Below are 18,645 nucleotides of genomic sequence, written 5' to 3'. Positions count from 1 at the left end.
GGCCTCTCACGGGGCGATATACCCGTCATCTTTCACCTTGCAGGTGCTTTGGCTTACCTGCAAGGTGAATTATTTAGTGTATAGCCTCAATTATACGGCCACGGAGCAATAACACCAGCCCCATGGCCTAGGGTGCCGGCGGCATTGACGGCCGCCGGCGATGGCCGCTTATTGAATGTCGCCGCAAGACAGGCAATAGGCATAACGGTTTTGCGGATCGTTCAGGTTGGTCAGCAAACCCGGCTGGGCGGAAAATAGTGCGGCTATCTGGCCGGACGGCGCGGGCAGCCAGGCCTGGATGGTCGCCGGGAGACGGGCGTAAATCGAAGCGCTGGTTTGCGATAAAACCAGATCAATAAGGCTGGGCTCTTCGATATACCAATTGAGGTGATATTGCTTCAATTTGGCCAATTCGGCGGCTTTCGCCACGGCATCGTCGAAATCCCCCAGTTGATCCACCAGTCCGTTGGTTTTGGCATCGCTACCGATCCAGACATGCCCTTGGGCGATTTTGTCCACCTCTTCCGGCGTCTTGTTGCGGGCTTTACCCACCAGGGTGATAAAGTTTCTATAACCGTTCTCGATGTTCAACTGCATCATTTGTGAGAACTCCGGCGGAAGGGCTTTGGTAACTGACAAATCCGCCAACGGCGAGGTGGACACCCCGTCGGTATGCACGCCGATGCTGCCCAGCGTATCTTCGAAGGTATTGATGACGCCGAAAATACCAATGGAGCCGGTAAGCGTGCTGGGGGCGGCAATGATGTAATTGGCCGGGGTGGAAATCCAATACCCCCCCGAAGCGGCCATGCCGCCCATGGACACCACAACCGGCTTGCCGGATTCACGGGCCGCTTCCAGTTCCGAACGTATCAGTTCCGAAGCGCTGACGCTGCCGCCGGGACTGTTGATGCGAAATACAATAGCCTTGATGTGTGGATCGAGCCGGGCATCGCGAATCTGACCGGCGGTGGTATCGCCGCCTACCGACCCGGGGGTTTCCGGTCCGTCGATAATGGCGCCGTCGGCAAAAATAACCGCGATCTGTTCGCCTTTTTCCGATGGCTTCTGCATCTGATAATCATACATGCTGACGGCATTTATGGCCTTTTTCTGCTTGTTCCATCCGAAGGTCTTAGTTAGCTCGGTTTCGATGGCATAACGGGACGCCACGGTATCCACCCATTTATTGTGCAGGGCAAACTGGGCGGTATCCCCGTCGACGGCTTTCAGATCCGCCAGCATCGCCGGCGCGCCGGGGAACAGCTGCTGTGGCGTAATCTGCCGGTTGGCGGCGACGGTATCGAGATAATGCGCCCATATCTGGCCCAGCCAACGGCTATCCGCATCTCGGGCCGCCGGCGACATGTCGTCGCGCAGGAAAGGTTCCACCGCTGATTTATAGGTGCCCACGCGGAAAATATGCGTGTTAACCTTCAATTTATCCAGCAGGCTTTTGTAGTAGAGATTATTGGTGGCCAGGCCGTGTAGATCCACCGCGCCCTGCGGCGTCAGATAGATTTTATTGGCGAAACTGGCCAAAAAGTATTGTGACTGATTGTAGCTGTCCCCCACGGCAAAAATGGGCTTGCCGCTGTCGCGGAACTCAAGCAGCGCCTTGCCGATATATTGCAGCGAAGTGGGGTCCGCCCCGGCGAAATCCTTCAAGGAAAGCACCAGGCCGGTAATGTTCTGATCTTCTTTGGCCGCCCGCAGCAGATTCACCAGATCAAACAGGGAATTCTCTTGCAAACGGTTACTGGAAGCGCCTAATAGTTCACGGCCAATCTGGCGGAATTTATTGTTCATCGAAGGTTTTTCAACCACCACGCCGGTAAGATCCACCAGCAGCGCGCCTTTGCCCGGTTCCGGCGCGGATCGGTGCACCTGCAGGTAGATACCGACACAGATGACGATGATAAAAATCAGAAAAAGGTTAAGGATAAATTCGCGGATAAAATTCAACAAACGCCAGGCCCAACGAAACGGGCTGGATATTATTCGCCACAATGTGCGCATGTGCTCTCCATAAAACAACCTAGTGCAGGATTCGTATTGTAAAATTTAACCATGGCGCCGGCGATCAACGCGTGAACGGGTCATTATTCGCTCATAATGGCGATATCAGTTCATTGTCAGGTATCCTAAAGATCCGCCCGCTAAATGTCAGCATGAAAAAAGATAAAAATTCGGTTTAAAAGCGTCATGCTGTTACCGTCGGCGGCCGTATGTTAACGTTATAAGCATGAATAACATCGGGAGTAAGTAATGGATGCATTAGAACTTTTGCTAAATCGCCGTTCCGCATCTCGGCTGGCTGAACCTGCCCCGCAGGCACCGTACTGGATAATATCATCCGTGCCGGTATGCGTGCGCCGGATCATGGCACATTGCAGCCCTGGCGTTTTGTCATTATCGAAGGCGAAGGCCGCACGCGGCTGAGCGAACTGCTGTACCAGTCCGCCCTAGGCGCGAAAATGGATGAAAAGGGCGTCGAAAAAGCCAGGCAAGCGCCTTTCAGGGCTCCGCTGATTATAGCGGTTTTGGCCTGGTGCGATACCCAAACCAAGGTCCCCCGCTGGGAACAGGTAGTCTCCGCCGGCTGCGCGGTGCAAGCGATGCAGATGGCGGCATTGGCCCAGGGCTTCAACGGTATCTGGCGCACCGGCCTATGGGCGACCCAGCCGGATGTTAAAGCGGCTTTCGGCTGTCGCGAGCAGGATGAAATCGTCGGATTTCTTTATCTAGGCACGCCGCAGCTGAAGGCATCCACCACCATATTACCTCCTGAAACCGAGCCTTTTGTCCGTCATTTCTGACCCGGAGAGCGTAAAATTTTCAGTAACAATTTCTTTCCAGGGTGAGAAATGCAGCTTTTTATCGCTGAAAAACCAAGTTTGGCGCGGGCCATCGCCGACGTGCTGCCGCAGCCCCATCGCCGGGGCGACGGGTTCATCGCCTGCGGCCAGGATCATATGGTGACCTGGTGTATCGGACATTTGCTGGAACAGGCCCAGCCCGACGCCTATGACGGACGCTATGCCCGCTGGTCCCTGGCGGATTTGCCCATTGTGCCGGACAAATGGCAGCTACAGCCCCGTCCCTCGGTATTGAAACAGTTGAATGTGGTCAAACGGCTGCTGGCCGGGGCGTCGGAAGTCATTCATGCCGGCGACCCCGATCGCGAAGGGCAATTGCTGGTGGATGAGGTGCTGGATTATCTGGCGCTGGACGATGAAAAGCGCCGTAACGCCAAACGTTGCCTGGTGAACGATCTGAATCCGGCGGCGGTAAGCAAAGCGGTAAGCCGCCTGCGGGAAAACCGGGAATTTGTGCCGTTATGCGTATCGGCCCTGGCGCGCGCCAGGGCCGACTGGTTGTACGGTATCAATATGACCCGCGCCTATACTCTGCTGGGCCGCAACGCCGGCTACCAGGGAGTGCTGTCCGTCGGACGGGTACAAACGCCGGTACTGGGGCTGGTGGTCCGCCGCGATGAGGAAATCGAAAATTTTGTGCCGAAGACATTTTTTGAAGTCAAAGCACATATTGTGACACCGTCACAGGAACGGTTCATCGCGCTCTGGGTGCCGAGTGAAGCCTGCGAATCCTATCAGGATGAGGAGGGGCGGCTGCTCCACCGGCCGCTGGCGGATCATGTGGTATCCCGCATTGCCGGACAACCGGCCGTCGTTACGCTCTTTCAGGATAAACGGGAGTCAGAAACGCCCCCGCTGCCGTTTTCCCTGTCTGTGTTGCAAATCGAAGCGGCAAAACGCCACGGCATGAGCGCACAGCAGGTATTGGATATGTGCCAGCGGCTCTATGAAACCCACAAATTGATTACCTATCCCCGCTCCGATTGCCGCTATCTGCCGGAAGAGCATTTTTCCGGCCGGCAGGGGGTGCTGAACGCTATCAATGCGCATATGCCGGAGCTGATGGCCCAGGCGACATTGGATACGACGCAAAAAAATCGCTGTTGGGATGATAAAAAGGTGGATGCGCACCATGGCATCATCCCCACCGCGCGCAGTGGCAAAATCGCTCTGAGCGACGATGAGAAAAAAATCTACGCACTGGTCTGCCGTCAATACCTTATGCAGTTTTGCGCCGATGCGGTATTTCGACGCTGTATCATTAATCTGGACATCGCCGGCGGCAAGTTTGTGGCTAAATCCCGTTTTCTGGCGGATGCCGGTTGGCGTACCCTGCTCGGGGCAAAAGAGCGCGATGAGGAGAACGACGGTACGCCGCTGCCGGTGGTGAAAAAAGGCGATGAATTGTTATGCGAGTCGGGAGAGGTGGTGTCCAGGGAAACGCAGCCGCCCAGGCCCTTTAATGACGCGACTTTATTGTCCGCTATGACCGGTATCGCCCGGTTCGTGCAGGATAAGGAGTTGAAAAAAATCCTGCGGGCCACCGATGGGCTGGGTACCGAAGCCACCCGGGCCGGTATCATCGAATTATTGTTCAAGCGGGGGTTTTTATATAAAAAGGGCCGTAACATCTTGTCCAGCGAAAGCGGCCGCGGTTTGATTCATGCCTTGCCGGAGAGCGCGGCCAGTCCGGATATGACTGCGCAATGGGAGTCGACCTTAACCAAGATCAGTGAGAAACAGTGCCGCTATCAGGATTTTATGGTGCCGCTGACAGAGACGCTGCGCGGATTGATCCATCAGGTGCGGCAACAGCCGCCGCCCCCGTCGCTGCTCGGGTTACCGGCAGCCTCGCCGGCCGGCAAGGACGCCAAGCCCAGGCGGCGGACGCGAAAATCCGGTAAGGGAGCAGCGGAGTAAGTGAAGTATCGGCCTTTGCCAAGGCATATAAGTCATCGTCCATGGGGTCAATCCAGTGAAACTCACTGTGACAGTGTAACGTCAATATGCCGGGAAATCCCTACAGACCCGGCTTATCCCGCCGGTCATCACGCCTGGCCGGCAAAATCCTGCCCTCGTGCTCAATTATCGCGGCCACCACGTTCAGCACCCGCTGATTTGGTCCTGTCACAGGGCAAAATCCACCCAGACAGGCGCATGATCCGAGGGTTTTTCCATGGCGCGTATATCGTAATCAATGCCGGTGGCGAGGCAGGTTTGCGCCAGCGGTATCGAAGCCAGCAGCAGGTCGATGCGCAGACCGCGGTTTTCATCAAAACCACGGGAGCGATAGTCGAACCAGGAGAAGCGATCGCGACAGTCCGGGTTGCGGCTGCGGAAGGTATCCACCAGGCCCCAGTCCAGCAGCCGCGCCATCCACTCCCGCTCTTCCGGCAGGAAAGAGCATTTGCCGGTGCGCAGCCAGCGCTTGCGGCTCTCTTCGCCGATGCCGATATCCAGGTCGGTGGGGCTGATGTTCATATCCCCCATCACCAGAAGCAGTGAATCCCCATGGTGATTCTGCTGGATATAGTCCTGCAAATCCTGGTAAAAACGGGCTTTGGCCGGGAATTTGACCGGATGATCGCGGCTTTCCCCTTGTGGAAAGTAGCCATTCACCACGGTGAGTATGCCTTTTTCGGTCACGAAGTCGGCCATGATAATGCGCCGCTGCGCGTCGGCATCATCACCGGCAAAACCCCGGCGAATGGCCAGCGGCTGCTCCCGGCATAACAGTGCCACGCCATAATGGCCTTTTTGTCCATGGTAGAACACGTGATAGCCATGTTGCGCCACCTCTTCCAGAGGAAACATATCGTCATGGACCTTGGTTTCCTGCAGGCCGATCACATCAGGCCGATGCTGCTCAATGATCGCGCTTAACTGATGGGGTCTGGCACGCAGTCCATTGATATTAAAGGAGACAAACTTCATTTTTTGCGCCATATCGGGGGATTTCAATGATGGTAGCAGAAAAGCGGCGCCATTCAAACGGCCGGCGCCGGCGCGACGTTGTCTCGCGTTGCTCGGCTCGAACCTTGGTCGAAGGTTCTCATCCATCCCCCAATGGGGAATATGCTGTGTTCGGAGTAGACGGGTTTATCGGAGACATTCTTTAGATGGTGGTGGGGGAAGGATTACTCGTCACTTCGTTCCTCGTCCTTCGGGCCGTCGCGCCGGCGCGACGTTGTCTCGCGTTGCTCGGCTCGAACCTTGGTCGAAGGTTCTCATCCATCCCCCAATGGGGAATATGCTGTGTTCGGAGTAGACGGGTTTATCGGAGACATTCTTTAGATGGTGGTGGGGGAAGGATTACTCGTCACTTCGTTCCTCGCCCTTCGGGCCGTCGCGCTGGCGCGACGTTGTCTCGCGTTGCTCGGCTCGAACCTTGGTCGAAGGTTCTCATCCATCCCCCAATGGGGAAGATGCTGTGTTCGGAGTAGACGGGTTTATCGGAGACATTCTTTAGATGGTGGTGGGGGAAGGATTCGAACCTTCGAAGTCAGTGACGGCAGATTTACAGTCTGCTCCCTTTGGCCGCTCGGGAACCCCACCAGGCCTTGAAACAAATAACGCATCAAGCGGGGCGCATCATATCAAATGAAACGCCGCTGTAAAGAAAAAATAACCGGGAAATTATTCACTTGCCGATTTTTTCGACACGAACCGGAGAAATTCCCTGTTAAGCCGTTTTTTTAACGGCAAACCGGCCGTAAAGGGGGCGGCCGGACCGTCAATTCATTTAAAAAATAATGGTGCGATTGCCGTAGACAAAGACCCTCTGCGCCAATACGCGGTATAACGCGCGGCTCAAGACATTTTTTTCCACATCCCGCCCGGCGCGCATCATATCTTCCGCGGTGTAGGTATGATCGACATTGATCACGTCCTGGCAGATAATCGGGCCTTCGTCGAGATTATCATTCACGTAATGGGCCGTGGCGCCGATGATTTTAACGCCCCGCTCATAAGCCTGCTGATAGGGGCGTGCGCCGATAAAAGCCGGTAAGAATGAATGGTGGATATTGATTACCCGATTAGGGTAATGACGCACGAAATGCGGTGTCAGAACACGCATGTATTTTGCCAGCACGACATAATCCGGCGCGTAGGCGTCGATTTGCGCCATCATGCGCGCGTCATGCTCTTCGCGGTTAAAACCGTCGTGGCTCACCAGATGGAACGGAATATCGAAACGTTCAACCAGCGTGCGCAGGGTATCGTGATTGCCGATAACCGCGGCGATGTCCATGTCCAGTCCGCCGTAGGCGCTTTTCATCAGCAAATCACCCAGGCAATGCGCTTCCTTGGTGACCAGAACGACTATCCTGCGACGTCCGGCGGGATTGAGTTCCCGTATTGTGCCTTCCGGCAAGACCCGGTCCAAATCGTTCAGCAAGCGCTCATCGTCAAACCGGCCTTCCAATTCGGTGCGCATGAAAAAGCGTTCGCTGCGATGATCAACGTACTCGTCGTTTTGCACGATATTCAATTGATGATTAAAGCAAATGCTGGTGATTTGAGCTATCAGGCCCTTGGCATCCGGGCAAATGGTGCGTAATATTTTTCTCTGGATTATTTGCGACTGCATTGACGTGCCAATCCTATACAAACTCATGGAATCCGTTTTAACAAGCGGTCGGATAAAATCCCACCGGGTTATTGCCCGCAACACTTTTTGTATTTTTTACCCGAGCCGCAAGGGCAAGGGGCATTCCTCAGGGGCTGCTGATGTATGCCGTCAATATAATACCAGCGTTCGTTCAATTGAACAAAGCGTGACCGTTCATGAATAAAACCGGGCCGCCGGTTGTGCCGGTCATAAAAAAGGGCGATAAATTCCACATAGGATTCATGGCCGTTTTTACCGGCACGTTCATCTTTAATGGTTAATCCCTTCCACTCTGTGAGGGGAAAATTCGCCGCGATATCGTCTCGCCATTGTTCAGCGCGGCAATCGGGATGCCAGGTTGAGATTAAATAATCAAGATTGTGTAATACATAAGCGGTATAACGGGAACGCATTAACTGCACCGGCTTAAGCGGAAAGCGGTGACCGTTGATGAACGGCTTGCAGCATTCATCGAAAAGTAAACCGCTGCCGCAGTGACATAAATCTTCCACAAAACTCCTGGTGATAACGATAGAAATTAGAGGATAATAGACTTTACCCTATGCTTGTATCCCAGTCATCGGCCATCCCGTGCCAACGAGCATAAATGTTGATTTTGATCATTGCAAAATACGATGCCGTTGTTTTTCCAAACTCCAACTATTTCAAAGGAATGGTAGATTGTCCTTGTCAATGGGGGCGGGAACGGACATCATTTTGCCCGGATAAGATGCATTTTACCTAATGGCTACTACGCTCCTTACTTAGGCAAGAACGTTTTTGCTAAGGTTAGGGTTATCCGACCGGTTGAGAGTAAGGGTATCAGGACAGAAAAGGACCCTGTGTACGGTTGACAAGTGATTGATTGAATAATGAGTGACAGACTAATCAGCCCCTGACATTTCTTATAAGTAAAAGTGGTGAGACTGAGCCACTATTAAGCTGATTGAAATAAGGGTCTTTGATGGTAAAGCCATTACAAAACAAACAAATATTAGTGATTGAGGACGAGGCGGTATTCAGATCCGTGCTGGCTCAATTTCTGCAATCGATGGGTGCCGAAGTCCATGAAGCGTCTCATGGCAGGGAAGCGTTGGATATGCTGCCCTCCACGCGTCCCGATCTGGTGATTTGCGACCTGGAAATGCCTGAAATGAACGGGCTGACTTTTGTAGAGCGTTTTCGTGCGTTTGATGCCGCCACTCCGGTGCTGGTTGTATCCGGTACCGATCAGATGACCGATATTGCCAAGGTACTGCGCCTGGGCGTGCAAGACGTTTTGCTCAAGCCCCTTGACGATTTTGGCCGCTTACGGGAAACCGTGCTTGGCTGTCTTTATCCCGACATGTTTACTTCGCAAGTGGATGAAGAAGAACAATTATTCCAGGATTGGGATGCACTGAGCCAACATCCTGGCGCCGCTGCCAAACTACTGAAACAGCTACAGCCGCCGGTACAGCAGAATATTGCCCGTTGCCGGGTAAATTATCGCCAGTTGACCATGGCTGAACAGCCGGGGCTGGTACTGGATATCGCCGCATTGTCCGAGCATGATTTAGCCTTTTATTGCCTGGATGTCACCCGGGCGGAAGAAAAAGGCGTATTGGCGGCCCTACTGCTACGGGCCTTATTTAACGGATTGTTGCAGGCGCATATTGCCAACCGTTCGCACCGGTTGCCGGAACTCTCCACCTTGCTAAGACAGGTAAATCAGCTGTTGCGCAAGGCCAATCTGGACGGACAGTTCCCATTGCTGGTGGGGTATTATCACCGCGGACTCAATAAGTTGATTTTAGTGTCGGCTGGCCTGAACGCTACGCTTACCGCCAATGATCATCAAATCGAACTCAATAGCGGCGTCCCTCTGGGCACAATGAACAATGCCTATCTCAACCAGGTGAGTGAACATTGCACCGAATGGCAATGCCAGGTCTGGGGCGCCGGGGGACGTTTAAGGTTAATGTTATCTACCGATTAAATTCCGGCGGCTGAATGCTGATGCCGGTAATGGGGCTAAGTTCTATCCAATCTATTCTTTTTTCAATATCTTATAAAAATGGGTAATTGTCCTAATTTTTTGTCATATGCCGCCTTACGCCGCCCGCCAACAGTCTAAACTGGTATACTTATCGGGTTTAAAATTAGATAAATGAAATTTTATTATCTTGGCGAAATGAGAGAGGTGGTTGATGTCTGCTATTAATACAAATTTCAAAGTAACAAAAGCGGTAATCCCGGTGGCGGGATTAGGAACACGAATGCTGCCTGCGACCAAAGCCATCCCGAAAGAGATGTTACCGCTGGTTGATAAGCCACTGATTCAATATGTAGTGAATGAGTGTATCGCTGCGGGCATTAATGAAATCATCCTCGTGACCCATTCATCCAAGAATTCCATTGAGAACCATTTCGATACCAGCTTTGAACTTGAAGCGATGCTTGAAAAACGTGTTAAACGGCAATTATTGGCTGAAATACAGGCGATTTGTCCGCCCCATGTGACTATCATGCAAGTTCGGCAAGGTTTGGCCAAAGGCCTGGGCCATGCGGTTCTATGCGCGCACCCGTTAGTGGGCGACGAACCGGTGGCGGTAATTTTGCCGGATGTGATTATCGACGAATTTGAATCCAATCTGAAAACTGACAATTTAACCGAAATGCTGTCCCGCTTCGAAGAAACAGGACGCAGCCAGATTATGGTTGAGCCGGTTGTCGATGTGACCAATTACGGCGTAGTGGACTGCCAGGGAAAAGAACGAAACCGGGGTAAAAGCGCCCTTATGGTCATTGTGTTGAAAAACCCTACCGCCGATGAAGCTCCGTCCAATTTAGCCGTAGTGGGTCGTTATGTCTTGTCCGCCGATATTTGGACCCTGTTGGAAAAAACGCCTCCGGGAGCGGGCAATGAAATTCAGCTCACTGACGCCATCGCTTTGCTGATGGAAAAAGAAACAGTTGAAGCTTACCACCTTAAAGGCATTAGCCATGATTGCGGTAATAAATTGGGCTATATGGAAGCTTTCGTTGAATATGGTATCCGTCATGAAACTCTCGGAAAAGAATTTTCACAATGGCTCAAAGAAACCATTGTAGATTAATACACTTAAAAATTTTCAGGGTTAAATTTCAACAAGGATATTCAACATGAAAGTGACTGTTTTTGGTATCGGCTATGTTGGTTTGGTGCAAGCGGCTGTTTTGGCGGAAGTCGGTCATGATGTTCTTTGTGTGGATATCGACGAACAAAAAGTGGAAAACCTGAAAAAAGGGAATATCCCGATTTTTGAGCCTGGTTTGACACCTTTGGTGCAGCAGAATTATGAGTCCGGTCGACTGAAGTTCACCACTGATGCCGAAGCCGGCGTCAGGCACGGCGTAATGCAGTTTATCGCGGTGGGCACTCCCCCCGACGAAGACGGTTCGGCGGATCTGAAATATGTCACGGCGGTGGGGCGGACGATTGCCCAATATATGGACGATCATAAAGTCGTGCTGGATAAATCCACCGTGCCGGTGGGGACCGCAGATAAAGTTCGCGCCGTTATGCAAGAGACCCTGCATGCCCGCAAGAGCACGCTGACATTCGATGTTGTATCAAACCCTGAATTCCTGAAAGAGGGCGCGGCGGTCGCCGACTGTATGCGTCCGGAACGTATTGTCGTGGGTACCGACAATGAACAGGTGGTGGAGTTACTGCGGGAACTGTACGAACCCTTTAACCGCAATCACGACCGGATGATTTTGATGGATATCCGCAGCGCCGAGCTGACCAAATACGCGGCTAACTGCATGCTGGCCACTAAAATCAGCTTTATGAACGAAATTTCCAATCTGGCTGAATTGCTTGGGGCGGATATTGAGAAAGTGCGGCAGGGCATCGGTTCCGATTCCCGTATCGGCTATCACTTTATTTATCCTGGCTGCGGTTACGGCGGCTCCTGCTTCCCCAAAGATGTGCAAGCGCTGATTCGGACTTCCCAGCAAATTGGTTATCAACCGAAATTATTGCAGGCTGTGGAAGATGTAAATTATCAGCAAAAGAGCAAACTGCCGCAGTTTATCAAGCGTCATTTCGGTGAAAATCTGCAGGGTAAGACGTTTGCCTTGTGGGGACTCTCCTTTAAACCCAATACCGATGATATGCGTGAGGCTTCCAGCCGGGTTTTAATGGAAACTTTATGGCAGGCCGGCGCGCAAGTGCAGGCATTCGATCCGGAAGCAATGAATGAAACCCAGCGTATTTACGGGCATCGCAGTGATTTAAAATTAATGGGCACCAAAGAATCCGCGTTGCAGGGGCCGATGCCTTGGTTATTTGTACCGAGTGGCAGAATTTCCGTGCGCCGGATTTCGATATGATCAAGTCCATGTTAACTCAGCCGGTGATTTTGACGGCCGTAACCTATATGATCCCGAACGTTTGGCTCATCGGGGCATTGTTTATTACGGCATAGGCCGGGAGCTTCGCTGACTTCCTACAAGTAGAGGTTACATGAAATTTCTGGTAACCGGTGCCGCGGGCTTTATTGGTTTCCATGTCAGCGAGCGTCTGCTCGCTGACGGCCATCAGGTCATTGGTATCGATAATCTTAATAATTATTATGACGTGCGCCTCAAGCAATCTCGTCTTGAGAGATTAAAAGATAAGCAATCCTTTAGTTTTTTTAAACTGGATTTAGCCGATCGGCAGGGAATGGCCGATCTTTTTGATCAACAGCGGTTTCAACGAGTGATTCATCTGGGCGCTCAGGCGGGAGTCCGTTATTCTTTGGAGAACCCCCTTGCTTACGCGGATTCCAATCTTATCGGCCATTTGAATATCCTGGAAGGGTGTCGTCATACCCAGGTAGGGCATTTACTTTATGCCTCGTCAAGCTCAGTTTATGGCCTGAATCGTAAAATACCATTTTCAACCGACGATTCCGTGGATCATCCGGTGTCGTTATATGCGGCTACGAAAAAGTCTAATGAATTAATGTCACACACTTATTCACATTTGTATCAGCTTCCGACCACCGGATTGCGGTTTTTTACCGTCTATGGTCCATGGGGACGACCTGATATGGCATTATTCAAATTTACCGAGGCAATGCTCGCCGGACATAGCATTGATGTCTATAACCATGGTGAAATGCGCCGCGATTTTACTTATATAGACGATATCGTCAAGGCCATATTTCTTTTAAAAATCTTCCACCGGTAGCGGATACGTCTTGGACGGTTGAGCAGGGATCCCCCGCCACAAGTTCCGCACCCTATCGTGTATATAATATCGGCAATAGCCAGCCGGTTAAATTGATGGAATACATACAGGCGTTGGAAAAAGCGCTCGGCATTACGGCAGTGAAAAATTTAATGCCGATGCAACCAGGAGATGTGCTGGAAACCAGCGCCGATACCGAGGCTTTGTATAACGCTATCGGTTTTAAACCACAAACCGGGATAGACGAGGGAATAGGGCGCTTTGTCCAATGGTATCGGAATTATTACCACCAATAACTAATTGTGACAATGTGAGCCATTCAGACGTTAAAAGCGGCCAGAAGGCCGCTTTTAACGTCTGAGGGAACAGCATTTCCGCACAAACATCGGCAAAATGCATCATTGTCCTGCTCACAAATTATACGCTTATTGATTTTTACGCGCTAATGCACAGGGACGAAACCATTACTGCCACAGAGGAAAGAGTGCAGACATGCCGTTGGCGGAAATTCATCGGATGGTTAAAATTCATCCGGCAGGGAGATAGAAAAACGCCCGCTGAGTATTCAAACGGGCATTTTATAATAAAGGATATAACGGATTACAGCAGGAAATCGTCCAGCGTTTTGCCTTCATCTTCAATAGACTTTTTGATGACAGCAGGTGTACGGCCTTGGCCGGTCCAGGTTTTGCTTTCACCGTTCTCATCGGTATATTGATATTTAGCCGGACGAGCTGCGCGCTTGGTTTTACCAGTAGCTTTTGATGCGCTCATGGTTTGCAGCAATTCATTCGGATCGATACCGTCGGCAATCAGCATTTCACGATATTGCTGTAATTTGCGCGTACGTTCTTCGATTTCAGCCTGTGCCTGGCTGTCTTCCTCGCGGCGCTCATTGACGACTACCTCAAGTTTCTCCAGCATTTCTTCCAGAGTTTCAAGAGTACATTCTCTGGCTTGTGCACGCAGAGTTCGGATGTTGTTAAGAATTTTAAGTGCTTCGCTCATTGTCCTAATCTCGAATAATATAAATGGGGCGTCGGAGTAATAATAGAGCGGTAGTTTCTTTTCTGCAATAGCTAGTTTGTAAGTAAGGTAAAAATAATCTTTTTTTACCGCAGAGCCCGACAGCGCTAAATATATGCCCTTTGCATGGTAATGACAAATTGATTCACTATGTTGCGTTTTCCCACTTCACCCGTTAATGGAGTGCATATTGCACAGCGCGTTTCATTATAAGCCACGTTTATATCGTAGAAAAATTTGCGTTTTATAACCAATGTTTAAAACCAGGGCGCTATTGTGCGTATAGCGTTCGCATCCGGCGTCGTGCCCGAAGCAAATGTTAGGTGATGTAGCGCAGTCACTTTGGTTATGATTCATTAAAGCAGAGGCCTAATTTAAAGTAACACCCGCCGGGGCTAATTACCTGCCGGCTGCATCGCCGACGGGGCCCGGCGATGTTAAAATCAGGGCGGCGGGGCACAGCAGATGGCTTAAAGTTTATGATACACTGGGCACCTTATTTATTATGTCATTGATTTTTTCCGAAGTGAGGGGCTGATGGCTCAACTTTATTTTTATTATTCTGCGATGAATGCGGGTAAATCCACTGCGCTCCTGCAGTCCTCGTATAATTATCAGGAGCGTGGCATGCGCACCCTGGTATTTACCGCTGAAATAGATAATCGTTTTGCTCGCGGCCAGGTCAGTTCCCGTATCGGCCTTTCCTCGCCGGCCGAGCTCTACCGCCCGGATACCGATTTGCTGGCGGTTATTCGTCAGGCCCATGAGCAGCAGGCGCTGCACTGCATATTAGTGGATGAAAGTCAGTTTTTAACCCGTGAACAAGTTGCCGGGTTATCGGACGTAGTGGATTTTCTGAATATTCCGGTATTGTGTTATGGGTTGCGCACTGACTTTCGCGGCGAGCTGTTTCCCGGTAGCCATTATCTGTTGGCATGGGCTGATAAGCTTATCGAGCTTAAAACCATTTGTTATTGCGGCCGCAAGGCAAACCGGGTCATTCGCCTGGGTGAGGACGGTAAACCCGTGCATGACGGCCAACAGGTGGTTATCGGCGGCGAAGAACGGTATGTCTCGGTATGCCGCAAGCATTACAAACAGGCCATGGCGGAGGATAGCCAGGTGCCCGGCTATATCTCCATGGCCGCGTCCGAACCGCGTCAGCCGTAGGTCTTTGTTATCCGGCGGCGGTTGTGTATTTTGACGCCGGCGCCATCAGCGCGGCCATCTGCTTCTGCCGCTATATAACCGCCATAAAGGGCACAGGAGCGATTTCCGGCTTACACCGGGGTGATTGCACCGGTTGCGGTCAAAAGAGCCCTGTGGGGCCGGATATGCGGTTTTGGTAATATTCCGTGAGACGGAAGCGTTCGGCGGTTTACGGCATGGCCGCTTCAATTCAGATTAGCCGGCAGGGGATTGCGTGGCGCGTTTTTTTCGTTCAGTAAAGGGAATGGCGGCTTAACGGCGATTCAGGTCCGTAGCGCGGCGTTTAGGCCGTATATGGGGCTTGCTGACAAACGTACTCGGCGTTAATTAGGGTGGCTCTCGGGGATGAGAGTCATAATCGCGCGGATCGAGCCCCCAGGGACGGGTTCACGGCTTCTTTACGATCTGGCAGCCTGCCCCGACCGGACACTTTGTCAACAAACTTACAGCACAGGCCCCAAAAGGGGCCTGTGCTGTGTCCCCCGGCTGACTTACCGGGGGTTGTATCGGTGACCGTTCTCAACGCGGGATGGTTATCGCCGCGATCAGCTGGTCACTTTTTTGCCTTTTTTCTCGGTTTTCGCTTCCGGAGCCGCGGCTTTCACCGCGTCAGCCGGGAGAGCCGGAGCATGGGCCACTGCGGCGGCATCTGCGAAAGGCTCGACGTATTTACGTCCGTAGTAGGTATCCAGCAGGATTTGTTTCAGTTCGGCAATCAGCGGATAGCGCGGGTTGGCGCCGGTACACTGGTCATCGAACGCATCCTCGGACAGCTTGTCCACCTTCGCCAGGAAATCCGCTTCCTGCACGCCGGCTTCACGGATAGAGGTCGGGATACCCAAATCGGCTTTGATTCCATCCAGCCAGGCCAGCAGGTTTTCAATCTTCTGCGCGGTACGGTCGCCCGGTTGGCTCAGGCCAAGATGGTCGGCCACTTCGGCATAACGACGACGGGCCTGCGGACGGTCATACTGACTGAACGCCGCCTGTTTGGTGGGGTTGTCGTTGGCGTTGTAGCGGATCACGTTGGAAATCAGCATGGCGTTGGCCAGGCCATGGGGAATATGGAATTCCGAACCCAGTTTATGGGCCATGGAGTGGCAGACGCCCAGGAAGGCGTTGGCAAACGCGATGCCGGCAATAGTGGCGGCGTTATGAACGCGTTCACGGGCCACCGGGTTTTTCGCCCCTTCGTGATAGCTGGCAGGCAGATACTCTTTAAGCAGCTTGATGGCCTGCAGCGCCTGGCCGTCGGAAAACTCGGTGGCCATGATGGACACATAGGCTTCCAAGGCATGGGTTACCGCATCCAGACCGCCGAAGGCGCAGAGGGATTTCGGCATGTTCATCACCAGATTGGCATCCACAATCGCCATGCTCGGCACCAGGGCATAATCCGCCAGCGGATATTTCTGGCCGGTGGCATCATCGGTCACCACGGCGAACGGCGTGACTTCAGAACCGGTACCGGAGGTGGTGGTGATGGCGATCATCTGGGCTTTAACACCCATTTTCGGGAACTTGTATATACGTTTACGGATATCCATAAACCGCAGCGCCAGCTCTTCGAACGGGGTGCCCGGGTGTTCGTACATTACCCACATGATCTTGGCGGCATCCATCGGCGAACCGCCGCCCAGGGCAATAATGACGTCCGGTTTGAAGGACATGATCTGCTCTGCGCCCTTGCGAACGATGCTCAGGGTCGGATCCGCTTCCACTTCGAAGAAGACTTCGGTTTCAATACCGTGGCCCTTCAGTACGGAGGTGATCTGATCGGCATAGCCGTTGTTAAACAGATAACGGTCCGTCACGATAAAGGCGCGTTTGGCGCCGTCGCTGGCCACTTCATCCAGGGCAATCGGCAATGAACCGCGACGGAAATAGATGGATTTGGGAAGCTTATGCCACATCATATTTTCAGCTCGCTTGGCCACGGTTTTGGTATTGATAAGGTGTTTCGGGCCGACGTTTTCGGAAATGGAGTTACCGCCCCAGGAGCCGCAGCCCAGCGTCAGCGACGGTGCAAGTTTGAAGTTGTACAGGTCACCGATACCGCCCTGGGAAGCAGGCGTGTTGATCAGAATACGCGCGGTCTTCATGGTTTCGCCGAAGAAATTCACGCGGTCCGTCTGATTGTCCTGATCGGTATAGAGACAGGAGGTATGGCCGATGCCGCCCATTTCCACCAGTTTTTCCGCTTTGACCACCGCGTCTTCAAAGTTCTTGGCGCGATACATAGCCAGCATCGGCGAGAGCTTTTCATGGGCGAAGGGTTCGGTTTCGTCCACAACGGTGACTTCGCCAATCAGCACCTTGGTGGAGCCCGGTACGGTCAATCCGGCCATGGCGGCGATTTTCACCGCCGGCTGGCCGACGATACCGGCGTTCAGCGCGCCGTTTTTCAGAATGATGCCCTGAACCGCTTTCAGCTCTTCGCCGCGCAGCATGTAGCCGCCGTGGCTGGCAAAGCGTTCACGCACCGCGTCATAGACTTCGTCCACCACGATAACCGATTGTTCGGAGGCGCAGATGACGCCGTTATCGAAGGTTTTGGACATCAGGATGGAGGCTACCACCCGTTTGATATCGGCGGTTTCATCCACAACCACCGGAGTATTGCCGGCGCCGACGCCGATGGCGGGCTTACCGGAACTGTAAGCGGCTTTACCATGCCCGCCCGCCGGTGGCGAGGATCAGGTTAACCAGCGGATGGTGCATAAGCTGGTTGGAGAGTTCAACGGTAGGTTCGTCAATCCAGCCGATGATATCTTTCGGCGCGCCGGCGGCGATAGCGGCTTTCAGGACAATTTCAGCAGCCTTGTTGGTGGCTTTCTTCGCACGGGGATGCGGCGAGAAAACAATGCCGTTACGGGTTTTCAAGCATATCAACGCTTTGAAAATGGCCGTGGAAGTGGGGTTGGTCGTCGGCACGATGCCGCAGATGATACCGATGGGTTCGGCAATGGTGATGGTGCCGAACGTATCGTCCCGGGCCAGGATGCCGCAGGTTTTTTCATCTTTATAGGCATTATAGATATATTCGGAAGCGAAATGGTTCTTGATCACTTTGTCTTCCACGATACCCATGCCGGATTCTTCAACGGCCATTTTGGCGAGAGGAATGCGGGCATCGGCAGCGGCAAGGGCGGCGGCGCGGAAAATCTTGTCCACCTGCTCCTGGCTAAAATTGGCATATTCGCGCTGGGCTTTTTAACCTTTTCCATCAAGGTGTTCAGTTCAGCGACATTAGTAACAGCCATAGTGCTCTCCTAATAAATGTTAAAATTTCGGTTAAATTGTTAAACTCTTTAAGTAAAAGCCATTCCCTGTCGTTGTGAAAGACGCGGAGATTAAGGTTAGTTTATCTGCACAAAGACAGATAGGCAGTGGCACAAAGGGCTATTTACTTAACGAGTTTGTTCAATCAGTTAGCGATCTTCATTTCCAGGCGATTTTTTCCAAGCTCCCTATGTCCATGGGATTATCGATTAACTGTATAGAGAAATAGTAAAGAGTATTGAGGCCAGTAATTGTGATTTAAATCACATTTTATTCATGCTGACTCCTTTCAGCAACGACAATTTGAAGCAAAGGTTACAATTTCACTACAGTCTCGTTAAGGGATGAAATGCCGTGCCAATGTAATCTGCATTCCATTAACATTTTATTTGCAAATAACAGCAAAAATTTACTTGCTGCTTAGGTTACGGGTT

At 52.1% G+C, this 18,645-nt stretch carries 9 protein-coding genes, 1 tRNA gene, 3 other RNA genes and 4 pseudogenes; 7 read left to right on the top strand and 10 right to left on the bottom strand.

Annotation, left to right across the window (positions count from 1 at the left end):
- Positions 1-168 precede the first annotated feature (168 nt).
- Complete coding sequence (gene sppA / locus GTU79_RS15710; protein ID WP_203521255.1) at positions 169-2,019, bottom strand: signal peptide peptidase SppA; 1,851 nt, start codon at positions 2,017-2,019, stop codon at positions 169-171.
- Between the two features lie 249 nt (positions 2,020-2,268).
- On the opposite strand from sppA, the pseudogene GTU79_RS15705 reads away from it, so the two are divergent.
- Both GTU79_RS15705 and GTU79_RS15700 read left to right on the top strand, forming a co-directional pair.
- Positions 2,269-2,819, top strand: a pseudogene (locus GTU79_RS15705) (NAD(P)H nitroreductase).
- A gap of 48 nt (positions 2,820-2,867) precedes the next feature.
- Positions 2,868-4,799 (top strand): DNA topoisomerase III, encoded by a 1,932-nt coding sequence (locus GTU79_RS15700; RefSeq protein WP_203521256.1) that lies wholly within the window; start codon positions 2,868-2,870, stop codon positions 4,797-4,799.
- Between the two features lie 207 nt (positions 4,800-5,006).
- Here the strand turns inward: GTU79_RS15700 and xthA are convergent, their stop codons facing one another.
- From xthA to GTU79_RS15665, 7 genes are all read right to left on the bottom strand, one after another.
- On the bottom strand, positions 5,007-5,813 hold the full coding sequence (gene xthA, locus GTU79_RS15695) for an exodeoxyribonuclease III (RefSeq protein WP_203521257.1): 807 nt from the start codon (positions 5,811-5,813) through the stop codon (positions 5,007-5,009).
- Between the two features lie 27 nt (positions 5,814-5,840).
- Positions 5,841-5,956: non-coding RNA, RtT sRNA (locus GTU79_RS15690), on the bottom strand.
- Between the two features lie 43 nt (positions 5,957-5,999).
- Positions 6,000-6,131: non-coding RNA, RtT sRNA (locus tag GTU79_RS15685), on the bottom strand.
- Positions 6,132-6,174: 43 nt separating this feature from the next.
- Positions 6,175-6,306, bottom strand: a non-coding RNA gene (locus tag GTU79_RS15680) — RtT sRNA.
- A gap of 43 nt (positions 6,307-6,349) precedes the next feature.
- Positions 6,350-6,434, bottom strand: a tRNA-Tyr gene (locus GTU79_RS15675).
- A gap of 187 nt (positions 6,435-6,621) precedes the next feature.
- On the bottom strand, positions 6,622-7,470 hold the full coding sequence (gene purU / locus GTU79_RS15670) for a formyltetrahydrofolate deformylase (protein WP_132921371.1): 849 nt from the start codon (positions 7,468-7,470) through the stop codon (positions 6,622-6,624).
- A 68-nt stretch (positions 7,471-7,538) separates the two neighbouring features.
- The gene (locus tag GTU79_RS15665; protein WP_203521258.1) at positions 7,539-8,003 is read right to left on the bottom strand and encodes a YchJ family protein; all 465 of its coding nucleotides are present in this window, start codon (positions 8,001-8,003) and stop codon (positions 7,539-7,541) included.
- Between the two features lie 452 nt (positions 8,004-8,455).
- Here GTU79_RS15665 and rssB point away from each other — a divergent pair, with 452 nt between their 5' ends.
- The 4 genes and pseudogenes from rssB (at position 8,456) to GTU79_RS15645 (ending at position 12,990) form a co-directional block, all read left to right on the top strand.
- Positions 8,456-9,469: a two-component system response regulator RssB gene (gene rssB / locus GTU79_RS15660; protein ID WP_132921373.1), complete on the top strand. Its 1,014-nt coding sequence runs from the start codon at positions 8,456-8,458 to the stop codon at positions 9,467-9,469.
- A gap of 211 nt (positions 9,470-9,680) precedes the next feature.
- The gene (gene galU, locus GTU79_RS15655; protein ID WP_203521259.1) at positions 9,681-10,589 is read left to right on the top strand and encodes a UTP--glucose-1-phosphate uridylyltransferase GalU; all 909 of its coding nucleotides are present in this window, start codon (positions 9,681-9,683) and stop codon (positions 10,587-10,589) included.
- Between the two features lie 46 nt (positions 10,590-10,635).
- Positions 10,636-11,962: pseudogene (locus tag GTU79_RS15650) on the top strand (UDP-glucose dehydrogenase family protein).
- A gap of 21 nt (positions 11,963-11,983) precedes the next feature.
- Positions 11,984-12,990: pseudogene (locus tag GTU79_RS15645) on the top strand (NAD-dependent epimerase).
- A 304-nt stretch (positions 12,991-13,294) separates the two neighbouring features.
- Here GTU79_RS15645 and hns read toward each other — a convergent pair.
- On the bottom strand, positions 13,295-13,702 hold the full coding sequence (gene hns, locus GTU79_RS15640; RefSeq protein WP_132921376.1) for a histone-like nucleoid-structuring protein H-NS: 408 nt from the start codon (positions 13,700-13,702) through the stop codon (positions 13,295-13,297).
- 555 nt (positions 13,703-14,257) lie between these two features.
- Between hns and GTU79_RS15635 the strand changes: the two genes are divergently transcribed.
- Positions 14,258-14,890 carry a thymidine kinase gene (locus tag GTU79_RS15635; protein ID WP_203521262.1) on the top strand — a complete coding sequence of 211 codons (633 nt, stop codon included), beginning with the start codon at positions 14,258-14,260 and terminating at the stop codon, positions 14,888-14,890.
- Positions 14,891-15,474: 584 nt separating this feature from the next.
- Here the strand turns inward: GTU79_RS15635 and adhE are convergent.
- Positions 15,475-18,192 (bottom strand): annotated as a pseudogene (adhE, locus tag GTU79_RS15630) (bifunctional acetaldehyde-CoA/alcohol dehydrogenase).
- Positions 18,193-18,645: the final 453 nt, after the last annotated feature.

The sequence above is a fragment of the Sodalis ligni genome, assembly GCF_016865525.2.
In the GTDB taxonomy this organism is placed as follows: Bacteria; Pseudomonadota; Gammaproteobacteria; order Enterobacterales; family Enterobacteriaceae; genus Acerihabitans; species Acerihabitans ligni.
Note: the sequence above shows the minus strand (reverse complement) of the source record. Positions and strands in the feature narration are given on the sequence as shown.